Origin of the sequence: Algoriphagus sp. AK58 (assembly GCF_014324365.1) — a bacterium.
Classification (GTDB): domain Bacteria; phylum Bacteroidota; class Bacteroidia; order Cytophagales; family Cyclobacteriaceae; genus Algoriphagus.
On record NZ_QEIG01000014.1, the window covers coordinates 213,683 to 240,294 of the forward strand.

General features: G+C 42.6%; 23 protein-coding genes. 5 read left to right on the forward strand and 18 right to left on the reverse strand.

From position 1 onward, the window contains the following. Window positions 1-86: 86 nt before the first annotated feature. The 5 genes from DDT91_RS14105 to DDT91_RS14125 all read right to left on the reverse strand — a co-directional run bounded on the left by DDT91_RS14105 (window position 87) and on the right by DDT91_RS14125 (window position 4,084). The gene (locus DDT91_RS14105; protein WP_187176839.1) at window positions 87-500 is read right to left on the reverse strand and encodes a hypothetical protein; all 414 of its coding nucleotides are present in this window, start codon (window positions 498-500) and stop codon (window positions 87-89) included. A gap of 100 nt (window positions 501-600) precedes the next feature. Next, entirely contained in the window at window positions 601-921 is a 321-nt protein-coding gene (locus tag DDT91_RS14110; RefSeq protein ID WP_187176840.1) for a helix-turn-helix domain-containing protein, read from the reverse strand. Further along, a complete protein-coding gene (locus DDT91_RS14115; RefSeq protein ID WP_187176841.1) occupies window positions 911-1,264 on the reverse strand; it encodes a type II toxin-antitoxin system RelE/ParE family toxin in 354 nt (117 codons plus the stop codon). Before DDT91_RS14115 ends, DDT91_RS14110 begins: the two co-directional genes overlap by 11 nt. Window positions 1,265-1,496: 232 nt before the next feature. Next, window positions 1,497-1,706, reverse strand: a complete 210-nt coding sequence (locus tag DDT91_RS14120) for a heavy-metal-associated domain-containing protein (RefSeq protein WP_187176842.1) — start codon at window positions 1,704-1,706, stop codon at window positions 1,497-1,499. A gap of 74 nt (window positions 1,707-1,780) precedes the next feature. After that, window positions 1,781-4,084, reverse strand: coding sequence for a cation-translocating P-type ATPase (locus DDT91_RS14125; RefSeq protein WP_187176843.1), 2,304 nt, complete (start codon window positions 4,082-4,084; stop codon window positions 1,781-1,783). A gap of 263 nt (window positions 4,085-4,347) precedes the next feature. On the opposite strand from DDT91_RS14125, the gene DDT91_RS14130 reads away from it, so the two are divergent. Further along, complete coding sequence (locus DDT91_RS14130) at window positions 4,348-6,516, forward strand: IPT/TIG domain-containing protein (RefSeq protein ID WP_187176844.1); 2,169 nt, start codon at window positions 4,348-4,350, stop codon at window positions 6,514-6,516. Window positions 6,517-6,738: 222 nt separating this feature from the next. Here DDT91_RS14130 and DDT91_RS14135 read toward each other — a convergent pair whose 3' ends face one another. After that, on the reverse strand, window positions 6,739-8,073 hold the full coding sequence (locus DDT91_RS14135) for an amidohydrolase family protein (RefSeq protein ID WP_255502117.1): 1,335 nt from the start codon (window positions 8,071-8,073) through the stop codon (window positions 6,739-6,741). Between the two features lie 712 nt (window positions 8,074-8,785). Between DDT91_RS14135 and DDT91_RS14140 the strand changes: the two genes are divergently transcribed. Beyond that, the gene (locus tag DDT91_RS14140; RefSeq protein WP_187176845.1) at window positions 8,786-9,934 is read left to right on the forward strand and encodes a methionine adenosyltransferase; all 1,149 of its coding nucleotides are present in this window, start codon (window positions 8,786-8,788) and stop codon (window positions 9,932-9,934) included. 27 nt (window positions 9,935-9,961) lie between these two features. Here DDT91_RS14140 and DDT91_RS14145 read toward each other — a convergent pair whose 3' ends face one another. From DDT91_RS14145 to DDT91_RS14155, 3 genes are all read right to left on the reverse strand, one after another. Further along, window positions 9,962-10,531: an AraC family transcriptional regulator gene (locus DDT91_RS14145; protein WP_187176846.1), complete on the reverse strand. Its 570-nt coding sequence runs from the start codon at window positions 10,529-10,531 to the stop codon at window positions 9,962-9,964. A gap of 10 nt (window positions 10,532-10,541) precedes the next feature. Continuing rightward, window positions 10,542-12,695 (reverse strand): cation:proton antiporter, encoded by a 2,154-nt coding sequence (locus tag DDT91_RS14150; RefSeq protein WP_187176847.1) that lies wholly within the window; start codon window positions 12,693-12,695, stop codon window positions 10,542-10,544. A 131-nt stretch (window positions 12,696-12,826) separates the two neighbouring features. After that, window positions 12,827-15,289, reverse strand: a complete 2,463-nt coding sequence (locus tag DDT91_RS14155) for a TonB-dependent receptor domain-containing protein (protein ID WP_187176848.1) — start codon at window positions 15,287-15,289, stop codon at window positions 12,827-12,829. Between the two features lie 120 nt (window positions 15,290-15,409). Here DDT91_RS14155 and DDT91_RS14160 point away from each other — a divergent pair, with 120 nt between their 5' ends. The 3 genes from DDT91_RS14160 to DDT91_RS14170 all read left to right on the forward strand — a co-directional run bounded on the left by DDT91_RS14160 (window position 15,410) and on the right by DDT91_RS14170 (window position 17,722). Then, window positions 15,410-15,985, forward strand: coding sequence for a Crp/Fnr family transcriptional regulator (locus DDT91_RS14160; protein WP_187176849.1), 576 nt, complete (start codon window positions 15,410-15,412; stop codon window positions 15,983-15,985). A 246-nt stretch (window positions 15,986-16,231) separates the two neighbouring features. Beyond that, a complete protein-coding gene (locus tag DDT91_RS14165; protein ID WP_370539320.1) occupies window positions 16,232-17,440 on the forward strand; it encodes an MFS transporter in 1,209 nt (402 codons plus the stop codon). Window positions 17,441-17,506: 66 nt separating this feature from the next. Beyond that, window positions 17,507-17,722: a hypothetical protein gene (locus DDT91_RS14170; RefSeq protein ID WP_187176850.1), complete on the forward strand. Its 216-nt coding sequence runs from the start codon at window positions 17,507-17,509 to the stop codon at window positions 17,720-17,722. Window positions 17,723-17,781: 59 nt separating this feature from the next. On the opposite strand, the gene DDT91_RS14175 is transcribed toward DDT91_RS14170, so the two are convergent. From DDT91_RS14175 to DDT91_RS14215, 9 genes are all read right to left on the reverse strand, one after another. Next, window positions 17,782-19,116 (reverse strand): transglutaminase-like domain-containing protein, encoded by a 1,335-nt coding sequence (locus tag DDT91_RS14175; RefSeq protein WP_187176851.1) that lies wholly within the window; start codon window positions 19,114-19,116, stop codon window positions 17,782-17,784. 21 nt (window positions 19,117-19,137) lie between these two features. Continuing rightward, complete coding sequence (gene madM / locus DDT91_RS14180; protein ID WP_187176852.1) at window positions 19,138-19,899, reverse strand: malonate transporter subunit MadM; 762 nt, start codon at window positions 19,897-19,899, stop codon at window positions 19,138-19,140. 1 nt (window position 19,900) lies between these two features. Further along, window positions 19,901-20,257, reverse strand: a complete 357-nt coding sequence (locus DDT91_RS14185; protein WP_187176853.1) for a malonate transporter subunit MadL — start codon at window positions 20,255-20,257, stop codon at window positions 19,901-19,903. A 33-nt stretch (window positions 20,258-20,290) separates the two neighbouring features. Next, the gene (locus DDT91_RS14190; protein ID WP_187176854.1) at window positions 20,291-21,772 is read right to left on the reverse strand and encodes an acyl-CoA synthetase; all 1,482 of its coding nucleotides are present in this window, start codon (window positions 21,770-21,772) and stop codon (window positions 20,291-20,293) included. A 279-nt stretch (window positions 21,773-22,051) separates the two neighbouring features. Next, window positions 22,052-22,330 (reverse strand): hypothetical protein, encoded by a 279-nt coding sequence (locus tag DDT91_RS14195; protein WP_187176855.1) that lies wholly within the window; start codon window positions 22,328-22,330, stop codon window positions 22,052-22,054. A 154-nt stretch (window positions 22,331-22,484) separates the two neighbouring features. Continuing rightward, window positions 22,485-23,174: a 6-phosphogluconolactonase gene (pgl, locus tag DDT91_RS14200; RefSeq protein WP_187176856.1), complete on the reverse strand. Its 690-nt coding sequence runs from the start codon at window positions 23,172-23,174 to the stop codon at window positions 22,485-22,487. Window positions 23,175-23,177: 3 nt separating this feature from the next. Further along, complete coding sequence (gene zwf / locus DDT91_RS14205; RefSeq protein WP_187176857.1) at window positions 23,178-24,557, reverse strand: glucose-6-phosphate dehydrogenase; 1,380 nt, start codon at window positions 24,555-24,557, stop codon at window positions 23,178-23,180. Window positions 24,558-24,630: 73 nt separating this feature from the next. Beyond that, window positions 24,631-25,290, reverse strand: a complete 660-nt coding sequence (locus DDT91_RS14210; protein ID WP_187176858.1) for an ROK family protein — start codon at window positions 25,288-25,290, stop codon at window positions 24,631-24,633. A 349-nt stretch (window positions 25,291-25,639) separates the two neighbouring features. After that, window positions 25,640-26,257, reverse strand: a complete 618-nt coding sequence (locus tag DDT91_RS14215; RefSeq protein ID WP_187176859.1) for an NADPH-dependent F420 reductase — start codon at window positions 26,255-26,257, stop codon at window positions 25,640-25,642. Window positions 26,258-26,612 lie beyond the last annotated feature (355 nt).

Here is a 26,612-nt window from a genome sequence, read left to right on the forward strand (position 1 = left end):
CCAAGGTTTTAAACAGAATATTAATCCCTTTGCCTTTTGGCAAAAGGGTTTACTGCGGGCAAAAGCGATTTGCCCAAACCTTGGGTTTAGATTAAATAGGTTTCGTAAAGGACTTGAAGGTCCTCAGTTGGCGGGGGAGAGGAGTAGTTGGGAAGTTCCGGATTTTCCTGAAGGGAAGAATCAATTCCAAAAATAAAAACCTGAACCAGTGCTAGGGCAAAGTTGAGGTCAAGCTTGATTTCAAATTTCTTTAGCTGAACATCCTCATCGACCTGAAGGTGTTCGGTGATGTTTTCACAACAGGATTTGGGATCTTTTTGATTGTCCGGCTCATTTTCGCTGTGATTCATGGGCATTTCCATACCACAATCGAGGTGTTTTTCACCGAATCCAATTTCCGACTTCATCGCATGGCCCATGCAAAAATGCGTGGTCTTCGCCATCCCGATGGTAGAGAAGAGCACGAAAAAGGCAAGCGATATGGAAACAAGCGTTTTCACTGAGTCAAAAGTACGGAAATTTGGTTGGGAAAGGTTTTATTTTTTTGCGAAGATGTTGCTTCCAATTATTATAGTAAGCTCAAATTCAATGAAATGATTATTAGAAAGCCATTTTTTGTTCATTCATTTCTACACTGAAACTGATTTTTGCGCCCAAAGCTTCAAACACTTTTAAGATAGTTTCAATCCGGGCGTTCTTAGCACCATTTTCGATTTTCGAAATTTGTGCCTTTTGTACACCCACCAATTCTCCAAGCTGTTCTTGGGTCAAGTTTCTATCTCTGCGAGCTTGCTTGATAGCATTCCCCAAGAGCTCTATTCTTAGTTCTTGTTCAAAGGCATCTCTTTTTGGGGTTCCTACTTTTCCGACATATTTATCGATCATGTCGTCAAGGGAAACCGTTTTGAATTTATCGTTCATTGTTGGCTTTATTTTGTAAGTATTGTTTTCGGATTTCTTCTGCCTTAGAAATTTCCTTGGATGGCGTTTTTTGAGATTTTTTGTTTATGCCGTGCGTAGAAATAACTAAAGCTTGCTGACTATCTATCTTATCCCAGAAAGCAAATAGCCGATAAGAGTTGCCTTTATAGATCGTCCTAAATTCCCAAATGGTTTCATTTAGCTTTTTCAAGAGTTCATTATCAACTACGAGCTGAGCCTTTTTAAGATTATACAAGACTTTATCTCTTGATTTTTCATCCAAAGAATCAAGAAAATCTACGGCCTCAGGAAGTAATTTGATATCAAACCTAGGGTTAATCATTTTAGATTTGAAAGGTAATTATTTCCTTTTTGGGAAACAATTGAAGAATATCTTTTCAATAGGTTAGATATAAGACGCTAGACCCAAGACGTTAGACTTTGGAATTCAATTCCCGACTACAACTTTTACAAAGTTTCAAACTTTGGAAAAGTTCTAAGGCCAGACCTTTCATTTTGGAATAAACATCTTGCTTCTAAAATCTTGTGTCTAATGTCTATTGTCTTAAGCCTCGTTATTTCACGTTCGCAATAAACCCTGCCTTCAGTACCGCTTTTTTGATGTCGTCGGGTTCGAGATTTTCGGTTTCTACGGTAAGCGTTCGCTCAGGATCAAGCAGATCTACGTTCCAAGATTCAATCCCGCTTTGTTCATTGAGTTTGGGCGTGACTTTGGCGAGGCAGTTGGAGCACTGGATGTTGGTTTTGAATTTTAGAGTTTTCATGTTTTAGAAAGTTAGATATTAGACGCAAGACACAAGACATAAGAACAGAATTCCGAATTCTTGTGCCATAATTTTTAAATCTTCAAATTTTTCAATCTCAGGCTATTCATCACTACCGAAACCGAGCTAAAAGCCATCGCGGCACCGGCGATCATGGGATCGAGGAGAAATCCATTGATCGGATAAAGCACTCCTGCCGCAATCGGAATTCCGATCACATTATAGATAAATGCCCAAAAGAGGTTTTGTTTCACTCCATTGACGGTCAAGTGAGACAAGCGGAATGCCTGGGGGATTTTTTCCAGATCTGACGTAATCAGGGTGATTTTGGCTACGTCCATCGCGATATCCGAACCATGTCCCATGGCAATGCTGACATCGGCCTGAGCCAAGGCTTCCGAATCGTTGATTCCGTCACCAACCATGGCAACGACTTTTCCTTTTTCCTGAAGGGATTTGACAAAGTCTGATTTGTCGGAAGGCATCACCTCGGCTTTGAAGTGGTCAATCCCTACTTCCTCAGCTACAGCTTTGGCGGTTTGGGGATTGTCTCCGGTTAGCATATAGACTTCCACCCCGGAATTCTGGAGCTTGGCAATGGCTGATTTTGAACTTGGTTTAATTTGATCTTGAATACCCAAAATAGCCAGCGCATTTTCTTCATCCGCAAACCAAATCACGGTTTGGGCTTTTTCACTCCAAGCTTTTGCTTCTGATTTGAGTTCACTGGGAATCGAAATCCCGTTTTCGCTCAGCTGTTTTGAATTGCCTACGAAGTAGGTTTTGCCTTCAAATCTGCCTTTCACACCTCTGGCGGTGACGCTCTCGAAGCTTTCCAATTCTACAGGTTGAACGCCTTTTTCCTTCAGGAATTTGACCACCGCCTCAGCTAGAGGGTGTTCGGATTTGGATTCAAGAGTGTGTAAGATTTGTAAGTAGTGAGTGGCAAGATGTGAGTGGTATGCTTCATTACTGCTGACTACTAACTGATTACCATTTACTGTCAACTGAGACTGATCACTGATAACTGCCCACTTCAAACTAACCACCGTCGGTTTCCCCGCTGTAATCGTCCCTGTTTTATCTAGGATAATAGCATTGACCCTGTGACCGAGTTCAAGGCTTTCGGCATCACGAATCAAAATTTGATTTTCGGCGCCTTTGCCTACACCCACCATAATCGCTGTAGGAGTGGCCAATCCTAAGGCACAGGGACAGGCAATCACCAAGACTGAAACTGCTGCCAATAAGGCATGCGAAAAGGCATTTTCTCCTCCTAAAAGCATCCAAACCGAAAAGGTAACCAACGCTATCCCGATAACCACAGGAACAAAAATCCCAGCTATCTTATCCACGAGTTTCTGTACGGGGGCCTTGCTGCCTTGGGCTTCCTGTACACGCTGAATAATCTGAGAAAGCAGGGTAGCAGCACCCACTTTTTCGGCCAGGATCTCCAAACTGCCTTTTTGATTAATCGTTCCGGCAAAGACCTTGTCGCCGGCTTTTTTCTCCACTGGCACGGGTTCCCCGCTGATCATGCTTTCGTCGATGTAGCTGGAGCCAGCTTCTACTATTCCGTCTACCGGGATTTTTTCACCAGGTTTGATGAGGATACGGTCTCCCAGTTGGACCTCTTCGATTTTGATTTCATGGGTTTGACCGTTTTGGATTCGGGTCAAAGTTTTGGGTTGAAGTCCGATCAGCTTTTTAAGAGCAGTTCCAGTTTGGGATTTGGCTCGTTCTTCCAGCATTTTTCCGAAAGAAATAAACACCACGATTACGGTAGCTGCCTCATAATAGACATGGGGGTGAATTCCCTGAGCATGCCAAAATTCCGGAAAGAAGGTGTTGAATGCGGAAAAGAGAAAGGCAATCCCGGTGCTCAAAGCCACCAAGGTGTCCATATTGGCCTTGCGGTGACGGGCTTGTTTCCAGGCATTAACATAGAAGTGGCGGCCAAAGTAAAACAGCACCGGAATACTCAGCGCCATGCTGATCCATCTGCCTGCTTCCCAATCCATAAAAAACATACCCAAAACAAATACCGGTAAGGTCAATAATCCGGCTCCGATGGTCCTGGCTTTTACTTCTTGGTATTTTTTGGCTTGTTCTTCCTGAACAGTTTCACTGACAGCTTTTTCGCTGATGATGATTCCATAGCCCACATCCTGAAGAGCCAAATTGATGCTTTCGGGAGTTAGGCGATCATCCCATTCCACTTGGACGGTATTGGTCGCAAAGTTGACCGAGGCAGCGTGGACCCCATCGGTGTATTGGAGAATGGTCTCCACACTGGAAGCACAGGCAGCACAGGTCATGCCCGTGACCGGAAAAGTCTGCTTATGTGTTTTTTGTGGTGTTGTCGTATTGCTTTCCATTTTGTGAAATGATTACGCTACAAAGATGATCGGTCTTTTGCCGGAAAGTTTTACAGGATTTTGCGAAAAAGTTATAAGTTTTTGACAGAGGCAATTAGAGTAAAGAGAGTTAAAGACTTTCCTACAAACTTCTTCAAAAACGGAAACGAAGTAGAAGCGTGATTTCAATCCACCTTCTATTCAGGGGCCTTTGAATAGGTCATTTGCCGTATTTCAGGGGCTTTGAGTGGAGCTAATTTTGTAAAAACTCTAAATCTGTTTTTATGAAAATTCGCCCTTTATTTCTAATTCTTTTCTTCTTGATGGGATTGTTAAGTGCTTGTCAGGAGGATTCTGACGGTACTGTAGACCCAGTAGATACGTTTGAAACAGGCCTTGCCGGCACTTTAAATACCCAGTCCCTGAATGTCAATTCGGCAGGGATTGAAGCAAGGTTTTTTCAGGACGCCGGTGAAACAGTTGGAGCTTTAGAGATTGGAGCCACGCTTCCAAATTCCGAAAGATTGACCTTTTTTATTCAGGAAGCCAAAGCGGGGTCTATCACTTTGACGCAAGCATTTCCAGCAGTAATGGGAATAAATTCAGAAGGGCTCAAGGCTCCTGCAAGTGCAGAGGGTAGTAAGTCTGAAAATGCCCGTGTACAGACCTTACCGCCAAACTTTGTCAAATACCTGACTTCCAGCCAAACCTATTTTGCAACGGGTGGCACCTTGACCGTGACGGTGGATAAAGAGAATCTGACAATGACTTGGACAATCACTTTCAAAGACATCAACGGAAACACATTTACGTCCACAGGAACTGTCAAAATCAAGAATTTCACCTCCAATAAAAGGCCAAAATCCGAAATCAACTCTCCCACATCGAATCTAGCCATCACCTCTATCAGTCCTGATTATGCCAAAGTAGGCGATGAAGTGGTCATTACCGGGACAGGTTTCAGTGCACTCAAGTCCGAAAATCAGGTGACTCTCGGTACAGTGGCTGTGACGGTCAACGATGCTATAGCCACGGCGATAAAAGTCAGTGTTCCGACCGGTGCTGTTAATGGCAAATTCAAATTGACCGTATTGGGATCCAGCGTGGAATCCAAAGATTTTTTCTTCATTCCTATCATTTCTGGACTAAGTAAAACCGCTGCCAAAGTTGGTGAAACCATCACCATTAATGGAAATCACTTCGATGCGGACAAATCCAAACTTCAGGTCAAATTGGGTGATTTGGTTCTACCGATCACTACTTCTTCCTATACATCTATCACAGTAGAATTGCCTCAAACAGCCAAATCAGGAAAAATCTCTGTTGCCAGAGTGGGCAAAGATCCTGTAGAAGGTCCGGAATTGACAATCGAATCTTCCGCTCCGCCCTTGCAAGGTCCTCCGGTAAGTGAAATTTTTGAGGTGATCTCAGGTAATTTGACTTTTTCGGAAATATTCACGAATAACACGGAATACGGCGCAGTCCTGCATTTCTTTATCGATCAGAAGAACAACTTCTTGTACGCGCTTACCCAGCGTTACCTTCTTCAGATTAATCTGAGCAATCGAAATGTGAAAGTCATTGCGGATCCACTCAGTCCGATTTTCAAGAGGGATGTTCCACTTCCGGGACCTGCTTATGCTCCCTCATCCTTCTTTGCTGCTCCTGATGGGATGATTTATGGTTATCGTAGTGCATTCTCCGCGATTTTGAGTCCTTCGAATGTTTTCAAAATCAATCCTCAAACGGGTGCAGTCACGGATATAGGCAATATCAAAATAGACGCCGGAGCTTCTCAAGCTTCCATGTTTGTGGATGCAAGTGGAAATCTTTATTTCAATGAATTTGCCAACGGCTACAGTGTGAATTCATACAACAATGCCTTGCAAAACAAAAAGCAATTGATAAGTTCTATCACTGGTGAATTGGTTTCCGGTTTTGTGCCGACGGGTGAAAACTCATTCAGAGTAACGAGAGGGTTTTTGTTGGCAGTGAATGACAAGATACAGTTTCACGATGTATCCAATAACCAAGCAGGTTCTCTGACAGACTGGACCTCTGCTGTGAGTGGGTTGAGACCGACTTCAGGTCATACCCTTCCCGCTTTAATAGGATTTGGCCACAAAGGAGGAGATTACCATGGGTTTATGGGGTCCTTGAGACAGGATGATAACAGGCCTTTTGTGGAATTTCCTAAACTGGTCTACACCATTGGTGTGCAAGCCGGAGGTCAAGGTTCATTTGTGAAAAAAGGAGAGTTTAATATTATCCAAAAATTCACCTTCGGTTCACAGCCTCGCTATGTAAGAGCGTATGCTCAATCTTACTATCGAAATGTGTACGGTGTGGATTCGGAAGGAAACTCGTATATATTGATCCAAACGCCACTAAATCCATCTACCGGAGCGGAACTTGCCCCGGGAGTAGGAGGGATTTATAAAGTGAGTTATTAAAAAACAAAATAGGATTGTCCGCAATTGCACCTCCAGCCAACTACTCTTCGATGATTGAGTCGGAAGACCGATGACCGAAGTATTCCAGATTTCAACCTTTTCTGGAAATTTTTAAGCTGGCTTCACTTTTTGGTAAAAAAGCGATCATACAAAAAACAGAAAAAGCTTCCTAAGGAAGCTTTTTCTGTTTAAAGATGTTCTGAAATCAAATCTTCAGAAGTATTATTTGATGGTGTTTTTGTAAATCTTCCCATCCTTCATCACCATCAGGATGTTTTTCTCGGGTTCATTGATCAATTCTAAATTTTGGATCAGGTTGCCATCGATTAGTAGGATATCTGCCAAAGCCCCTTCTTCAATCACTCCCAATTTACCGGTGTAAGGACTTCTTTTTCCTGATAATGCCAAAAGCTCTCCATTGTTTCCGGTTGCCATTTGAAGGATTTCTAGATTAGAAAACCAGCGCTTCATTTTCAGCAATTGTACTCCAGGTTGAGCTGCTTTTTGAGCATCAAAAAGCACGTCTGTTCCATAGGCAATTTTCATTTTATATTTTTTTGCCAATTCAAATGCTAGGTCTGTACCCTGATACATTTCAAGTTGCTTGGCTCTACTTTCCGGGCTTAACACGCCCTTGTCTCCTTCATCAATAAAAGGCTGCAAGCTCCAATACACGTTATTATCCACCATCACTTTTACGGTCTCCTCATCTATCAGCTGTCCGTGATCAATGCATTTGACCCCGGCTCGAATCGCCTGTTGGATCGCTCTTGGAGTGTAAGCGTGAACCGTGACATAGGTACCCCAGTTTTCTGCAGCTTCTACCGCGGCACGGATTTCCGCTTCGGTGTACTGGGTTACATCCAGAGGATCATAAATGGAAGACACACCTCCACCTGCCATCAATTTGATTTGGCTTGCACCCAGCATGAGTTGCTCGCGTGCTTTGAGCCGGACGGCATCGGGACTGTCTGCAATAGCTGCAGCGTTGATCCGCTCGGCATAGCTGAGTCCATTGGAAGCATCTGAAGGAACATCATTTGGAAGCCGAAAATCCCCGTGACCTCCAGTCTGCGATATAAATGCACCTGAAGGCCAGATTCTTGGACCGGAGACCACCCCTGCATCGATGGCTTGTTTCAATCCGAAAACAGGCCCTCCCAAATCCCGGATGCTCGTGAATCCCTTCATCAAAAGCGCTTCGGCATTCTTTCCGGCTACCAGATTGACAAAGCCTATGTTTCCGGTCAATAGCGCGATTTGCGAAAGATTGGAAAACATCGCATGGTAGTGGGCATCGATCAAGCCCGGCATCAGGAATTTCCCTTTTCCATCGATGATTTGCACATTGGCGCTTTTGTTGGTAGGAATGGGAGAGGTGGAGATTTTTTTGATCGTATTTCCTTCGATCAGGACATTGCCCTTGATGGTGTTCGCATCTTTACCGTTGAAAATCTCCACATTGTTGATCAGGATGATTTTCTGCTGTGCAAAAGCCTCTAGGTTAAGCATATATACCATAACCATTAGGAAAAAAGCAGAGGTAAAAGTTTTCATATTCATTTAGATTAAAACCAGGCAATCAAGATACCCAAGAATTTCAGAAATGGAAATCTTAATCCAACGGAAAAACAACAAAGGATCTAGAACGAACGTTTTTCCATTCCCTCAAAATTCAAGGTTATTTTTATCAAAAATTAGGACTTGAAACCTTCACAGTTACCTCTTCAGTGATGCTTTTTTCACTGCTAAAAAAGCTCATCTGATGGAAGAGATTCTTTGAAAAATCCTTTAGGGAAGATTCAATTCCTTTTTTGCTTCCAGTTCAATAGTGCTCTTTTTACAAAATAGGAACAGACGGAAGGTCGCCCGAGAATGGTTTTTCTCAACAGAATCTTTGTCAAAGGACCGATTTGAATATGTTCAACATCCTCGTGGATCCGAAATTCTACATTTATAATAGGAAATTTAGCCCACTGAATCATTCCAAAAATCGGGTATAGGAACCGGATAGGTTGTGCCAGGTCGATGAATATTTCATTTAGCGCAGCTGGTCAGCGGACTAGGAATCTACCAACTCTTGTTTAGGCCCCTTCATGATGTAAAGGTTATTGTTTCAAAGAAATAGGAGAAAAAATCAACTGTTGTCCAAAGCTGTATTTGACTGAAAGGAGGATTGAGAAATTTTGACCATTTTAGAGGGTAAACTCCCTGATTCCGAAGCTAAGCTTCAAGAAAAGAGTGCTTTGTGGATATCAATTCTGGAATAATGAGCCAAATCACCATCCAATCTCTTCCGGCATTTTCTATTCGTGAGATGGCCGAGCGCAAAGGAATTGGACATCCTGATACCATCTGTGATGCTATTTCGGAGGAAGTTTCAAAGAGTTTATGCCGTTATTACTTAGAGCATTTTGGGCTTGTGCTTCATTACAATGTTGACAAGGCCTTGTTGGTAGGAGGAGCTTCTTCTCCTTCATTCTTAGGAGGAACAATTCATAAACCTATTGAGCTTTATTTAGCAGGAAGAGCCACCTCAGAATTCAATGGGAAAAAAATTCCAGTTGATGAGCTGGCAATTGAGTCGGCGAAAAATTGGCTTAGAAATCATTTGCGTTTTCTTGACATTGAAAAACATATTCTGATTTTTCCGAAAATACAATCAGGAAGCTCTGATTTGGTGGCTCTATTCCAAAGATTCAGCAAGGGGGAAATTCCATTATCAAACGATACTTCTTTTGGTGTAGGGTATTTTCCCTATTCCCTTTTGGAAAAGAATGTTTTGGAAATGGAATTGTATTTAAATCGGACTGAAACCAAGATTCATTTTCCTTTCATAGGGGAAGATATCAAGGTGATGGGGGTAAAAAACGGCAGAGATCAGAAATTCACCATTTCCATCGCCATGGTCGATCGATTTATCAAAGACTTGGATGATTATGTTGAAAAAATCAAGACAGTCAAAAAGGCGGTTTCAGATAAGTTTGGGATTGATCCTTCACACATTCAAATCAATACTGCAGACAATTATGAAAAAGGGCAGCTATACCTTACCGTCACAGGGAGCAGTGCCGAGAGTGGTGATGATGGGCAGGTGGGCCGAGGCAATCGGGTAAACGGATTGATCACTCCCTATCATCCCATGAGCCTGGAAGCATCTTCAGGAAAAAATCCGATCAGCCATGTTGGAAAGATATACAACCATTTTGCCTTTGCGTTGAGTAAACGGATTGTGGAGGAGGGGTTCTCCAGCGATTGTGAAGTTTTTATGGTCTCTCAAATCGGTAAGCCCATTACGGAGCCTCAGTTGATAGACGTCAAACTCCGAAACAGGGTCGGAACAAAAAAACAACTGGAAGAACTAATCAGAAAAGAATTGGCGGCGCTGCCCAATTTCTGGAAAAAGATAGTCTTGTAACTCTACCTATTCTTGCCCTATTGAAATTCAAATCTGATCCAGACTTTTTCGGTTGGGTTTGCCTGAGCTTTTGAATTCACTCGGAGTCATGCCTGTTTCTTTTTTAAATTGGGAACTTAGGTAAGCCACACTGCTGTAGCCCATTAAGTGAGCGATCTCAGAGAGTGTCATTTCTCCATAGTAAAGCAACTCTTTTACCTTTTCTATCTTTTGCCGGGTATAAAATCGCTCGATGGTAACACTTTCGACGGATGAGAATAGCCGACTTAAATAGGCGTAATCATGAGGGATTTGTTGGGTCAAAAAATCTGAAATATTCAGGTTTGGAATTTCTTGTTGATGATGGATTCTATCGATTATCAAGGTTTTGATTTTTGAGATCAGGGCTGATTTGGCATCCTCCAAAATTTCAAAACCTTTTGAAAAAAGGGACTTTTCCAGTTTGGCCTTTTGAACTTCAGTAAGCTCGTTTTGGAGTATGACCTTTCCTAGTTCTACAGAAATCGGCGTTATGCCCAAGTCATCAAAAGAAGCTCTAACTGCCTCCACACAGCGTGGACAAACCATATTTTTGATCAATAATTCAGCATTTTCCATCGAATAGGGCTTATTTTTTTCCAAAAAGCTTAGAAATAGTTGACATGAAGGAATGAAACTGCTCTGTAGGATTTATGGAATTACTGTCAAATGATCCTGAATCTTCCATTCCATCCTGCATTGGGTACACTAGTAGGTAATTATTGGACTGAAAATAATTATTGAGATATTTCGGTAGTTTTTTCATTACAGGATTAAAGGACTTCCCATTCTTTCGGCTGAGTACCACGACCAGGGCATCATTGCTTTTTAAATCCCGGGAGATGATCAGAAAATCTTCCCAATCGGCAAACGGCACATAGTTCACAGAAATTTCCTGCATTTTCTGTACTTGTCGGATGTATTCCAGCGTATCCTCAGTACCATAGAAAACCAATTTGGCACCGGTATTGACCCCTATATTCCATATTCTGAGCAACCAGAAAGCAAATCCAATCTCCTTTTCTGCATTTTCAGGGATAACAATTAAGTATTGACTGACAGTATTGATTGGCTGTACATTTTTGTAGATAAAGGTCGTAATGTTGCAGTTTTTGAGTAGTCCTTCAGTAAGTTTTCCCAAAAAAGAATCTGAAATCCCATGCTGCTTGTGCAAGCCCATGACTAGATCGGTGGCTTTATTTTCTTTGACCACATTAGTAATGCCATTGACAATATCAGAGTCGTAGCGAATCAGTTCGGTAAGTTGATTATCAGAGCCTGATGCAATTACCGCTGCTTTTTCAAGCAGTTTTCTGGCCTCTTTGTCTTTAGTCTCATCCTGTGTATCTGAGGGAACAATGTTTAAAGCCAACAGGGAGTTCTTTGACTTTTTTGGCTTGATCGTGATACCCAGATTGATAAGCTCCTCGATATTTTCTGGGTAATTGATAGGGATCAGGATCTTTTCTGATTTGGTTTCCTGGCCTTCTTCCTCTACTTTTTCTTCTTCCAAGGCGAGGACTGCTGCACCTCTTTGAGCCACAAATGAGGCAACGGTACAGGTCACCAAGATCATTAAAATTGTCCCGTTCAATACGCTTTCGCTAAGTAATCGGATGGGCTCTCCACTGGCATCTTCACCTAAAATGATGTTATAGCCTACCAACACGGCGGCCAATGTCGCGGCGGCCTGTGCATTGCTGAGACCAAAAATTATGTCTCTCTGAGCTTTGGAAAAATTAAAGCTTTTTTGGGTGAGCCAAGCTGCCAGGAATTTGGAAAGAGTCGCCACTACTGTCATTACCACAGCTACTGTGATACTCTCCCAACCCTCGAAAAATACCCGAAAATTGATCAGCATTCCTACTCCGATAAGGAAGAATGGGATAAAGAGGGCATTGCCCACAAATTCAATTCGGTTCATCAGAGCAGAGGTATGAGGAATCAGCCTGTTGAGTGCCAATCCTGCCAAGAAAGCTCCAATAATGGCTTCAATTCCTGCTGCTTCTGCCAAAAAGGCTGCAAGAAACACCATCGCCAACACAAAGATGTACTGGGAAATATTGTCCTGAAATTTGGTAAAAAACCACCTTCCCAAAACCGGAAATACAAACCAAACCAAGGAGGCAAAAATGGTAAAGGAAATGATCAACCGTATCCAAAACTGTGAGTTGATTTCGCCTTTACTCATTCCTACAATAACCGCCAATACAAGGAGTGCCAGTGTATCCGTGATCATAGTTCCCCCTACTGTTATGTTGACCGCCTTGTTTTTGGCTACCCCCATTTTACTGATAATAGGGTAGGAGATCAGCGTATGCGAGGCAAACATGGAGGCTAAAAGAATGGAAGTGTTTAGGGGAAAATCCAGAATATAAATACCTGCCAGAATTCCCAAAGTCATCGGAATCAAAAAAGTGTACATCCCAAAAACCAGGCTTTTCTTACTGTTTTTCTTAAAGTCAGCCAGATCAATCTCCAATCCAGCCAAAAACATAATATACAGAAGACCCACCGTGCCAAAAAGTACCACACTGCTATCCCGCTGCAAGAGATTGATTCCATATGGGCCGATCACTGCCCCTGCAATAATTAGCCCTATGATCTGAGGGATCTTGAACTTGTTGAGGATAATGGGAGCAAAGAGGATTATAAACAGAATGGAAGAAAAAATCAGTACCGGATTTTTCCAAGGAAGACTGAAATTAAGGTCTGCTGCTAAAACAAATAGATTGGTAATCATAAAATCAAGGGACGAATCGGTCGATTAGAATACGACTTGAGGTTTAGTAAAAAATGACCAAACCTCGATAAGAATACAATCGGAACAACTCAAATGTTGAATTGCGGATAGAGAAAATTAAAATTCAAATCCTAGAATTCCTTTTCTCCGAACTCACTTTTGACAAACTTTGATCGATTTTTAGAACCGTTAATGGTGTAGGATAAGTTCAGAATCAGCATATCTACTTCATAGATATAATTTGTAGTGGTATAAAACTCTCCACGCCGATAAGTGGTGATTCGTTGTTCATTTGTTTTCAAAAGCCCCATATCGATGTTTTGCCACTGAAAATTCAGACTTAGTTTTCCATCCATAAAAGTTTTTTTCACATTGATGGAAGGCTGGTAGAATCTTGAATCTTCTCCTTGTGCCGTTATTCTACTAGAAAGGTAATTGAAGGTGAATTGGGAACTGAGTGTAGAAGTGATGGAGTAAGTAGTGTTTAGATTAAATGAATAAACCCAAGCCGATTGGTCCACAGGACGATTATCAAATTCTCCTTTAATCGAATAATGATACACGTTTCCACCGAAATAGGATTTCCACTTTGAGGAGAAGAAAAGCTCAGTTCCTACTTCCATTCCAATTGATTTTCCAGTACCGACATTGGAATAAATCCTGTTTAATATCGTGTCATTGTAAACGGTATTTACCCTATTGACCAAATTTTTAACTCTAGTGTAATAGGCAGTAGCAAAGAAGCTGTTGTCCTTCCATGTTTTAATCATACCGCCTTCCAATTGGTTGATAAACTCAGGGAGTACGGTTGGATCACCTTGCTCCAGAGTTTCGCTATGCTCACGCTCGGGGAAAGGATTCATTTTAAAGGTCGTTTCCCGCTCTACGCGTTGACTGAAATTCAGTTTCCAGGTTAGATCTTCTTTTGCTTTATAGGCAATATTTCCTGAAAAAAAAGGCCTTACATAATCGTATTGGTAAAGGGTGTCAAGCGTGTTGGTTTTGTCCTGAAGTCGGAAATCTCTATTCATCAACTCCACACGAACCCCTGCTCCATAACTCCATTTTTTGATGGATTTGTCCAGTTGGAGATAGCCTGTATGGATCAATCGATTGAGGTTAACCTCACTGGAAAACTCAGGTACCAGCTCAAATTCACCGGTTTCGTTATTTTTTCTTTCGTAGAAAAAGTCTCCCACATGGTTTAGATATCGAAACTGATAACCCGTTTGTAGTTTTCCTATGCCCAAGGGTTGAAATGTATAATCCAAATTCCACCGGACCCCATTGAGCGGATTGTCATTGGTATTGTATTCGTCTTGATACACCAGGCTTAGATCAGGATAGCCGAGGTTTCTGTTGATGGTAGGTCCTCCAAGCATGGTATACTCGTACAGAAAGGAGGAGGTTAATTTGGCTTTTGATCCAAATGTGTGGGTATAGTCCAAACTTCCTAGGACAAAATCTCCCCGGCGATTTTGATCATTGGCATTGAAATATTGGAATGGTGGGGTTCTCTGTCCGTCAATTACCCGATGATTGTCATAGTAGAAGATATCGGCTGTGCGGACACGGTCTCTTACTCCAGCGTAAAAGCCAAGGTTAAAGTTGTTGTTAGCATCGGGAGTAAATCCTATGGTAAATCTACCGGAGTAATTGAGTTCATCGATACTACGTTCCCCATTGGAAGGGAAATGGGTAGCTGTATCTCCATCGTAGGTGATGACGTAACCGTCCCTTCTTCCTGATTGATCATTTCGCTGATAGCTAGCCCCGAGAGAAACATCCCATTTTCCTTTGACATAATTAAGGTTGAAATCACCTCCGTATCTCTTTTGGGATTCTGCATTGTCATAGTTTTGAATGGATGGAAGACCTAAGCGGCTATTGACTTGAAGATATATTCCGTCAGTGGCTCCCATTGCGGTGGTAATATTGATGATGCCGGCCTTTCCTTCCGAATCGTACTGAGCCGAAGGAGAGGAGATCCATTCTACTTTTTCAATGGCATTGGCAGGAAGCTGGCTAAGGATACTCAATGGATCTCCCTGAACAGGTCTCCCATTTACCATTAACACAAAGCCCGCATTTCCTCTGATTGCCACTTGACCCTCGGCATTGATGCTGACACCTGGGAGATTCCTTAATACATCAGTACCTGTCCCGCCTTTTGCGGATTCAAAATTCTTAGCAGAGTAGCTCTGTTTTTGGGCTTGAAAATCATTAGAAATTCTTTGGCCTTGAATATCTACCCCCTGAAGTTCTTGGAGATCTGAGAGGAGAAAAAGAGTTTCCAGGTTTTTCTTTTCATTTCTACTAAGTTGTAGTCCTTTGATGGTCTGTGTTTTGTAACCCAAAAAACTGACCACCACATAGAAAGATCCTTGTGGAAGATTACCTACCAAAAAACTGCCTAGCGGATCAGAAATCGTACCATCAACCAAAGAACTGTCTATGCTGGAATATACTGCGATGGATGCAAATTCGATGGGTTGAAGAGTCGCTTGGTCTTTAACCACACCGGTCAGTTGCCCTTGAGCGAAAGAGTATTGTAAAGAACCAACAAATAGAACGATTGGAATCAGTGCTTTCATCTATTCGAAAATAGAGGCTCATTTACTTACTCCAAGTCAAAAATCCATGAAAGGCTAACATCCATAAAGAATGATTATCTCAAGCTTAAATTTTTCCGGTTTTACCTATCTTGAGTTTTCATGAATCCGATCAAACCCTTACTTATTTTTCTGCACCACCTTCATCCTATTTCGACGGAAACAGAGGCCGATCTGCTCGGACTTTGCAGGCTCAAAACCTATGGTAAGAATGAAGAAATACAGGCCATAGGTGCTACCTGTAGGACCATATATTTTATGGTTTCCGGAGTGGGAAGGATTTATTACCTCAAGGACGGGAAAGAGGTGACGGAGTATTTTGCTTTTCCCAATGATCTCATTGTACGTGCTGAAAGCCTATTTACCCAATTGCCAAGTAAAAAAGCCATCCAAGCTTTAGAGGATTCTGAGGTGGTGGCTATCCCTGCCGATCCATTATTTAAACTTTTTGAAAAGCATCATGATCTGGAGCGGCTATTTAGGCTTCTTGTACAAAATGCCTACGTGGAAACGCTTCGACGCTTGGAAAATATCCAGTTTTTGACGGCTGAGGAGCGATATGAAAAGCTCATCGATGAAAAACCAGAACTGATTCAGAAGATTCCACTTAAGCATGTGGCTTCATTTTTAGGAATTACGCAGGTGAGTCTGAGCCGAATCCGAGGACAAAAAAGGTAGAGAGTGGCTTGTTCACAGGGTTCAGTCTTCAGTCACAGTTCCCAGTGTTCAGTCACTGTTTCAGTTTCTGGACACTGACCTCTAATTACTAATCGCTGATCTCTGATTACTGGTTACTCAGCACTGATCACTCCTAAATAATAAACACAGCGTCCTCTGTGCCTGTGCGGTTTCATTCATTTTTTAACATATGTAAAAGCTTGCCGACTCTAAGCATTGGACCTTTGTGAGGTTAATCGAAAAAACGTGGAAACCCAACTTGGCCTGCGACAAAACTGGAGACAGTTCTCTCTATTAGTCTTGATTAATGCTTTTGTGGGGGGAATGATCGGAATGGAGCGTTCTATTTTCCCGGACTTTGCCAGTGAAGTGTTCGGACTGGAATCGCATGCCGCCATGCTATCTTTTATCGTAGCATTTGGGCTGAGTAAGGCTGGTACCAATTACTTTTCGGGCCGTTTTGCCAATCGATATGGAAGGAGGAATCTACTGCTTTTTGGCTGGGCTCTGGTCTTGCCCGTACCGATTATGCTCAATTTCGCTGATTCTTGGGCATGGATAGTTCTTTCAAATGTTCTGTTGGGAATCAGCCAAGGGCTTACCTGGAGCAGTACGGTGGTGATGAAAATTGACTTGGTTGGAGAAAAAAACCGAGGCTTAGCCATGGGGCTTAATGAGTTTGCAGGATACTTGGCCGTGGGATTGGCAGCGGTGCTTAGTGCCTATTTAGCGTCCAAATTTGGCATGAGACCAATACCGTTTTGGACGATGTTGGGGATAGGTTTGCTTGGGTTTATACTTTCATTTTTGGTAAGTGACACCCGGGCATTTGTTAAAGCCGAGGCAAATGGAAAAGATCTCCCAGAGCGCAAGGGTGTGTTTTGGAATACGACATTCAAGGACAAAATGCTCAGCTCAGTCACTCAGGCAGGCTTGGTCAACAATCTGAATGACGGAATGATTTGGGGGCTTTTGCCAGTGCTGTTGATTACCCGTGGTTTTGAACTCGGGGAAATTGGTAAGATAGCATCGATTTATCCGATTTTATGGGGTTTCGGACAGTTGGCTACAGGAAAAATGGCAGATCATTTCTCTAAAAAGTGGATGTTGTTTTGGGGTATGTTTGTGCAGGGGGTAGCTATTTTGGGATTGGTTTGGGCTGATTCGATTTATGCCTACACCGTCCTCTCGGTAATTCTGGGATTGGGGACTGCGGTGGTTTATCCTACGTTCTTGACGGCTATTGCTGGAGGAAGCCACCCGATTCAACGAGCTGAAAGTTTAGGAACCTTTAGGTTTTGGAGAGATTTGGGTTATGCCATTGGAGCATTGGTGTCAGGCGTGATGGCAGACCAATTTGGAATCGATTCAGCAGTGATTTTGATTGGTATAGTGACTTTAATTTCATCCTTAATTATCGGAATCCGGATGCCCTCCTGGGAAAATAGGGATTAAAAACAGCTTGCTTTTAACCAATTATCATTAATTTTAATAGTTAATCCATTTCAACCTTATCAAATCATGAGAAAATTCAGATTTACTATTGCCAGCCTAATGATTGTAGGATTTCTTTCTGCGACGCTTTTCACTTCTTGTGGAGGTAAAAAAGAAGAAGCTACTGAAGAGACTACAGAGCAAGCTGGAGACCATCCATCCTCAGGTTCGGAGCATCCATCTTCAGGCTCTGAGCATCCAGCAGCTGATAGTACTGCTACGGATAGCACTTCCGCACAATAAGGTAAAACTAAAAAAGAGTCCCGATCACTTCAGATCGGGACTCTTTTTATGCTCATTTTTTAGGATTTCCTCTGAAAAGTAAAGGTAGTCGGAGCCTTCACTTCTTTTCCGTTGATCTCTAGGTAAGGATAGGCCAAGAAATTGATTGGTCCCTGCGACGGTCCCGGATTCAGTTCCAAATCCCGTCCTCTGGTAAACTCAATTCGGTTGGCAGGATGTCTTCCGAAATAGTAAGTGGCCAAGGCCGTGTATTTATTAGCTTCACTAATGTCCACAGGCCACCATTTACCATCTGCATAGAATTCAGCCCAGCAATGATATCCGTCAATGCCGCCTTCGTTTCGATCAGAAGGAATAGAGGCTCCAATGGCAAATCGGGCAGGAATACCCACTGACCGTGCTAAAGAAATAAAGAAGGAGTGAAACTCAGAGCAGTTTCCTGTCTTGGAATCGCAGGCATAGTTGGAATCTCCGCGACCAAAATCCCCAAACTTCATGTAGCGCATGTTGTCTATGATGTAATCGTACAAGGCTCTGGCCTGAACCAAGTGTGAATCATTGATTTTTGCTCCCAACGTTTCCTTAGCGATTTGTTCAAATCGACCTCCGACAGGCATCAGTTTGTTAGACCCAAGGTCAATTTTCGGATCTGGAGTTGGAGCTTCATACGGAGTTTTTTCACGACGCTGAACAGCATACGAAATCTCAATGGTTTTTCCGCTGTCCTTGGGATTTAGCTCCAGATATAGGACCTTGTTTCGGTTCACTTGATCCAAAAGTTGACTGGATTTACCGGGAACCTTCATGTCCAGCACCTGAACCTCCTGAAAGTCATCTGACAGCGCGATAGGTATCCAGATCTCGGCTTTTTCCTTCAGTTCAGGAATATTGACTGTATAGTAAAATTCAAAATTGTCTTTTCCTTCTATCACTCCCAGAAGGTTGTTGTCAGATTGTTCAAGTGGCATGCGATACCAGGTTTTGTCTTCTTTTTGTTTCCAACTGTAAAATGGCTTTCCATTCAGCTTGTGTACGGTGGTCTGGGTAACAGTCATTTGACCAGGTTTGCCTTCCATGAAAAAATCCACATCATAGACATCGCCCTTTTCATCAACCAAATCCACACAGGCAAAGTGGCTGTCCGGACCAAGATTGGATAGATATTCAGTATGTACCCGAACCAGCTTCATTTTAAGATCGTGATTTTCGTCTTTTACTGGGAAGAAACCACCATTTTCTGCAGTTTTTTGGTCAATAAAGGACTTGATTCCTGCCTCAATCTCGGCAATTTCAATTCTGGGAGCTAGGGGTACAGTCTTTACTTCGGCTTGCTCCTGAGGGGCAGAACACGAGAAAATAAAAGCCAGAAGTCCAGGATAAAGGATTTTTTTCATCGTTAGGTGTGGTTTGGCTGTTTAGCCTAAAAGCCAGTTTAATACCAAATAAAACAGAGAAGGACAAACCAAACAACCCAAGCCTGTGTAAAAGGTTGCAGTGACAGCCCCATAAGGTACCAATTTGGGATCGGTGGCGGCAAGTCCTGCTGCTACCCCACTGGATGTTCCCATGATTCCTCCGAAAGCCATAGCAGCGCCAGGAGAGTCTAAACCGATCTTTTTGGCTAAAATGGGGGTGAAGATGGTCACCGCTATGGTCTTGACCACTCCTGTCCCTATACTCAATGCAATTACTTCCGAACTTGCCCCAATGGCTCCACCGGTCACAGGCCCTACAATGTACGTGCAAGCTCCTGCGCCGATCGTACACAGACTCACGGCATCACGGTACCCCATCACCCAAGCTAAAACCACCCCTCCGAGGAAAAACACACCGATTCCTAAGATTAAGGAAGTTAACCCAAGTAGGCCACTTTTGCGGATCAGAAAAAAGCTTGCCCCAATCGCTGTGGATACAATCGCAAAGTCCCTGAACATGGACCCTCCCAAAATTGAAAGTCCATGAAACAGTGGAAGATCTGCCAGTCCGTTTTCTCCATCGGCCAGGACTCCACCCAGGTATCCAAATACCAAGGCAAGAAAAATCGCGATCGCTGACCCGGGAATTTTGGAAGCCAAAATCTTTTTGGAAAAGACGTCTGTTAACCAAGTCAAAAGGCCTACTAAAAGAAAGGCAACAATCAATCCGTTTTTATCGATCAGCTTGAGAAGCGCTTCCATATTAGCTGGGCTTTACGGATTTGACCAATATCTTAAACACCCAAAAAGCAAAAAATACAGGGATCGTTCCGGCCAAAACGGCTAAGATTCCTGAGGAAAGGGCAGATTTCACATTTAGGCTTGCTGCCATAGCAATGACCACGGGGATATAGAGTTTGTTCCAAAACTCGATTCCAAATTCCAGGTCTGTACTCCACCAGCCTTTTTTGGAAAATCCTTCTTTCAGTAAAATCAAAAAAATCATCGCAAATCCAACGCCCCCGACATTGGCCTCGATGCCAAGCCAAGCACCCAAAAGGTCGCCGGTCCACATGCCAAGGAGAAAGGAAAAGGAGAGCAAAGCAAGGCCCTTGATCATGGTTTAGAGGGGATTTTCAAAATTGACCGGGAGTTAAGCAAAGAGTTTTTTGAGATCATTTTTCACCACTTTTCCCATGGCATTGCGGGGAAGCTCCTCAAGGATAAGGTATTTTCTCGGGGTTTTATAAGCAGGCATTTGTTCTCGCATCCACTGATTGAGTGATTTGGTCTCGATTTCTCCCAATGGAATGATTGCAGCCACCACAAGCTCGCCCCATTCTTCATCAGGAACACCCACTACGCCGCAATCTTTGATCAGGGGGTGCTTTCGCAGGACTTCTTCGATCTCCAAAGCGGAAATTTTATACCCTCCGGATTTGATGATATCGACCGAATCTCTTCCCAAAATGCGATAGTAGCCGTCTTCGATAACGGCAATATCTCCTGTCTTGAACCAGCCGTCGGAGGTGAAAGATTTGACAGTGGCTTCTGGTTTACCCCAATACTCCTTAAAAACCGAAGGTCCTTTGATCTGTATTTCACCTGGCTGCCCTGTAGAAAGTTCCTGATTTTGCTCATCGACCAACCTTGCTAATACTCCAGAAAGCAGTTTTCCGATATATCCTGCCCTTCGTTCTCCATCATAGGGATTGCTGATGGCCATACCGATTTCGGTCATGCCATAGCGCTCGAGCAGGTAGTGTCCGGAGATCTTTTGCCAGGATTCCATTACCGAAACAGGCAATGCGGCCGAACCCGAAACCATCAATCGGAAACGTTTCATAGACTCGTGAAGCTCATTCCTTTCGGATTCTGAACGTGATTCAAATTCAGAAATCAATTTGAAATAAATAGTAGGTACGGCCATGAAAACATTGATTTTCCCCTCAAGGAAAAGATCAAAAACCTGCTTGGCATCAAATGGGTGAAGAAAATGTACCGTAGCTCCAGCCCAAAGTGCGCAAGACATGACATTGATGATGCCGTGCACGTGATGCAAAGGAAGAAGACAAAGGGTGTAATCTTTATTCGACCATTCCCATGCCTGAATCAGCGTGCTGACTTGAGATTCTATGTTGGCATGAGTAGTGAGTACGCCTTTGGGAAGACTCGTCGTGCCTGAGGTGTAAAGAATCATCGCTCCACGATCATTTGTGATTTCGGGAAGACTGCCAGGGGAAACAGGTTTCTTAAGCTTTTCCAAAGTGAGCCAATGGATTTTTTTTTCCATCGCGTAGTCCTTGAGAATTACTTCATACTCTGGGCCTGCGATTACTATTTCCGCTTGGGTATCTTCGATCACATAGCTGAGAGAAGGTAGGGGATAGGTGATGCACAGTGGAACGGCTATTCCTCCAGCTTTCCATATTCCCCACTGAACAGAGGTGTAATCGATTCCTGGAGATACCATAAAGGCAACACGGGCTTGATTCAAGTCAGTTTTACCTTGCAAAAGGTAAAAGGCTACCCGATCACTTAAGGCTGAAAGATCTTGAAAGGTATAGGCTCCAGAGGAGTCGATAATGGCAATTTTGGAAGGGTTGAGTTGTGCTTGGGTGAATAGGCTGAGCATGTAATCGAAATTTACAGAAAGATATAAATTCGAACTGTAATCAGACTTTGCCCTAAAAGAAAAAGCCCGAAGGAATCAGGCTTTATTATGGTGAAATCACTTTTTTACCGGCTTTTTCCAGGAAGCCTTTGTTCCTTCATTGATATCAAAAAGCAAAAAAAGTTTTTGGGCTTTTTAAATGCATGTCGCGTTTCATAAACAAAGTCAATGCTGTAGTCATTATCAATGGAATGCTCTTCCCAATTGCCCTCATACCATCCATAATTAATTACTTTCAGATCATGGATTGCCAGCCGGAACGTCCACTGTGAAAGAACCGGTTTTGCTTTCCAGTGTCACCGGTGAACCCCCGATTTCTTTGCAGTCAATTACCATAACAGTTTTGGTTTGAGGATCAAAACCCTCTTTTACAGCCGCAATTTTCACAAAAACGGTCAATTTGGTAATTAGAGCGAAAAGGGGACTTGAAAGGATAATCAGACAGAGGTATAAAGGATGAGCTTTTTCACGAGGTTGGGAGGTTCTTGGTGCTTGATTAGGTTGAAGGGTATAGAGCATAAAAGTTGGGAGTTTGATATTAACCAAGAGGTCGGAAAGTGTACAGCAAAATCCGTATTTCTTGCTTTTTGATTAAAAAATTGAAAGAATACCGTTTTAAAGACTTGGTAGATGACAAAAAAAACCGGCGTTTGCCGGTTTTGAGGATGAAGAGTTAAATTGACTTCGCAGCGTCTTGATCTGCAATTATGAAAGCATTTTCGGGGTTCACTTTTCCAGCAGGGATGCCGGGATCCTGATTAAGAAGCTTCTTGAGCATATCTGCTTTTTCTTCTCCTGTCACTACCCAAAGGATTTCTTTCGCCCGGTTGAGGATCGGATAGGTCATAGTCATCCTCAATCTTCCTTGGTATGGCTGCTCAGTGACGGCGATATCTTTATCGGTCACCTCACATACAGGATCACCTGGAATTAAGGAAGCGGTATGACCATCCGCACCCAAACCCAAATGAACCAAATCCAAGATGCCATCACCGGTTACCTCTCGGAGGGTCTGAGCATATTCATTGGCTTCTTCTTCAAGATTTTCAGCGATGACATGCATGGGGAAAATATTTACCCTGGTGAGAATTCCTGATCCCTCCAGACAGTGAAATAGCTGGGTGAGATTTCTATCTGCGTGTCCGTCGGGTGCTTCTCTTTCGTCTACCTGAAAAATATTGACTTTCTCCCAACGAAGTTTTGCCTTGACCAAGATCTTCATCATTTCCCAAGGGGTTTTTCCACCGCTGATCGCCATGGAAAAGCTTCCTTTGGTAAGGATGGCTGTTCTTATTTTTTCCTCAATGTGTTTGGCAGCTTTTTCTGCTACTTCTTCTGGATTGGAATAAATTTCAGTGGTCATAATCTATTTTTTTAATACGGCAGGATTATTCCATCCGCCTGGAGGAAGTATTAATTCATTTACATTTTCGGGACCCCAAGTGCCAATTTCATATTCATATACTGGAAAGTCTGAAGCTAGGTAATCGTCTACAATTTTCCAGGCCTCTTCTACATAGTCCTGTCTTGCGAAGTGTGTAGGATCTCCTGCCATGGCATCAGTCAATACTCGCTCATAGGCATCCTTTTCATTCGGAAATGGAGTGGGGTTGCCTTGGACCTCCGACAAAACAGAGGACATATCTTCGCCTTGGGCCATGATTAACATGCCAAAGGCAATAGTCACATCAGGGCTGATTCGAAATCGGATATGATTGGGTTGGGTTGCGATAGAAGAATAAGCCGAAGGATGATGCTTGAATCTGACTAGAATCTCCGTGCAAGTGACGGGGAGATTTTTACCCGCCCGGATAAAAAAAGGAACCCCTTCCCATCTTGGAGAGTCAATATGCAGTCTCATGGCCGCAAAGGTCTCTGTTTTGGAATTGGGTGGTACCGCTTTCTCATTCAAATAACCTTTGTATTGTCCTTTAACAACATCTTGACCACGGAGGGGAGTGATGGCCTTGAGCACTTTTACTTTCTCATCACGGATCGATTCACTGTCCAGGGCCTTTGGAGGCTCCATAGTCAGGTTGCAAAGGATTTGAAACAGGTGGTTTTGAATCACATCTCGGATCGCACCTGTGACATCGTAAAATGCGCCGCGGCTTTGAATTCCAAAATCCTCCGCCATGGTAATTTGGATCGATTCGATATGATCTTTGTTCCAAACTGGCTCCAGTAAAGAATTGACAAAGCGGAAAAACACCAGGTTGTTTACTGGTCTTTTTCCCAAATAATGGTCAATCCGATAAATGGCACTTTCTGAAAACTTGGAAAGAAGTACTTTATTTAATGCTCTTGCCGATTCAAAATCAGTTCCAAATGGCTTTTCTACGATCACTCGGGCACCTTTGGCACAGCCGGAAAGATCCAGTTGTTCGATGATTTTTGGAAATAGAACAGGGGGGATAGCCAGGTAATGGGTGGGATTTTTGGCAGAACCCAAAGCTTGACGGATTCTCGAAAAAGTCTGTGGATCTGTGTAATCCCCTCCCACAAATTCCAGAAGACTGCAAAACTTTTGAAAAGATTCCTCCTCAAATTTTCCGTGCTTCTGAATACTTTCTTTAGCTCTTGCTCTAAGTTTTTCCAGATCATAATCACCTCTTGCCACACCAATGATGGGAGCATCGAGATTACCTCTTTTGACCATCATATGGAGAGCAGGAAATATTTTTTTAAAAGCCAGATCCCCGGTCGCACCATAAAACACCAAAGCATCTGATTTTATTTGAGCCATAAAGCTGAGTTTATTTTTTTCAAATGGATGAAGCAAATCCCGGGAGGGATTTTTGGATGGATTTTTGAACAGCTTAGAGCTTGTACGTCTTTTCCCAGAGTCTGAATCCGCCAGTGAATGCGTTTTTGTTGGAACCTAGGCGACAATCGGCAGGAATATCTTCCAAGAGCTTTGAATTTCCACCTCCCAGAACTATTTCATCAGGCTGAAAACAGTGTCTGAAGTGTTCGATAGTCTGATAGACATGCTCCATCCACTTCTTTTTCCCCAGTTTTTTCAATGCTGAATTTCCCACATGAGTTTCGAAAGTGCCCATTTTGAAGGGTAAATGACCACCCTCGAGAGGCAAAAGCAGATCTTCAAAAACCATGGCAGTACCCAAGCCGGTCCCAAAACCCATAAAAAGTAATTTGCCACCTTCATAACTTCCCAATGCCTGCATCACCGCATCATTGATGATTTTTACCTGGCATCCAAAGGCCTTTTCAAAATCGAAACCTTTCCATCCTTTTCCCATATTCACTGGATCGGCTGCAATTTTACCGTGCTTGACTACCCCGGGAAATCCTATGGATATGGCCTCGTATTTCCAATCTTTGGCGGCATCTTTGACTAGGGGGACCAACTCTTCAGGTCTGAATTCACTGCCTGATGGGATTTTGATTCGTTCAGGCTGACCTGTGCCTAATATTTTGATGTTGGAACCTCCAATGTCAATGACCAATACATTCATTCTTGCTTTTCGATTTGGGTATGGGCAGAGGCTTTTTTCTGTCCGTCGTTTCTATTATTCTAAATCGGAAGCTTAAAGATAGCATATACTTCTCCCATAAACAGAATAAAATTGTGATGGATGTTTACTTTTTTGTACACATTTGATTGAAAATCAATAAAATATTATTCAAAAAATAATTGAAAAATTTTGTCAGACTATAAGTGATTTAATTTGAAATGTGTCTGTTGATAATCGATCTCTCCTGATTTCAGGAATGACGAGTAGATGATTTTTGAAAATGGATTCTTTGAAACAAAAAAAGGTGGGATTTCCCCACCTTTCGGGTGATTTTGAAAAAATGCTATGGTCAACTGGCTATCAGCTTGAAATGAAAGTTGGATTGGTCTTTTCGGTTCCAACTGATTTCCTTACTTAGGTGATAAAATGCCTCCAATAGAGGAGCATTGTTGATCAAGCCTACATCTATGGCTTTAAATCCGATCAATTCGATCAGACGTTTAACCCGTATTTTGTCTGGAATATCGTCTCCGCAGTAGTAGGTTTCTTTGATTATTCCCAAGATATCCGATGATGGATAATCAACCCCCAGATTGTTGAATGCCTTAAACAAATGAGCTTTTGGTGCAGCTTTTTGGATCAGCAGGGTATTGGATATGGCCAGTTTTTTATCGTAGTGCGCATTGGTACAGTCGATAATCAGCTTACTTTCAGTATCCACACTTTTCAGTGCCTGGCAAATCTCAGGAATAAAAGCAGTATCGGCACAGATCAGAATTATTTCAGATTGAATGATGGCAGATTCATAAGGGCAAATCCTATTATAAAGCCTGTTGAGCATTTTCCATTCGACTTGCTCCGTGTCAAAATCATGTCTGACACCAAAGACTACATCCACACCTGCTTCGATGTATTTTTTGCCTAAAGTTTTTGCCAGCGAAGTGCCGCCAAGAAGTGCGATTTTCATAGAGTTCGTTCTGATTTAGCTTTTGTTCGAAACTTAGCAGAGAACCGAAAAACGTTTGCCGGAACTCCACATAAACCATTGAAAACTAGAACAATGGAATCAATTATCAAAATAAAATTCCGAAAAAAATCAAAAAACAATACACTATTCATATTTGGATATGGTAAATCCAAATTTTTGGATGTGAAATGAAGGGTGAATAAAGAGTAATGAATTGCAGAATTATGAAAAAGAGGGGGATAGGTTACTTCCCGATACAAAATCTCCCGACGTTCAAATTGTCAGGGAGTTATGGATTCCTGGCAACAAATAGGCAACATAAATTGCTCAAATAGAATCAAATAGACTCAAATTG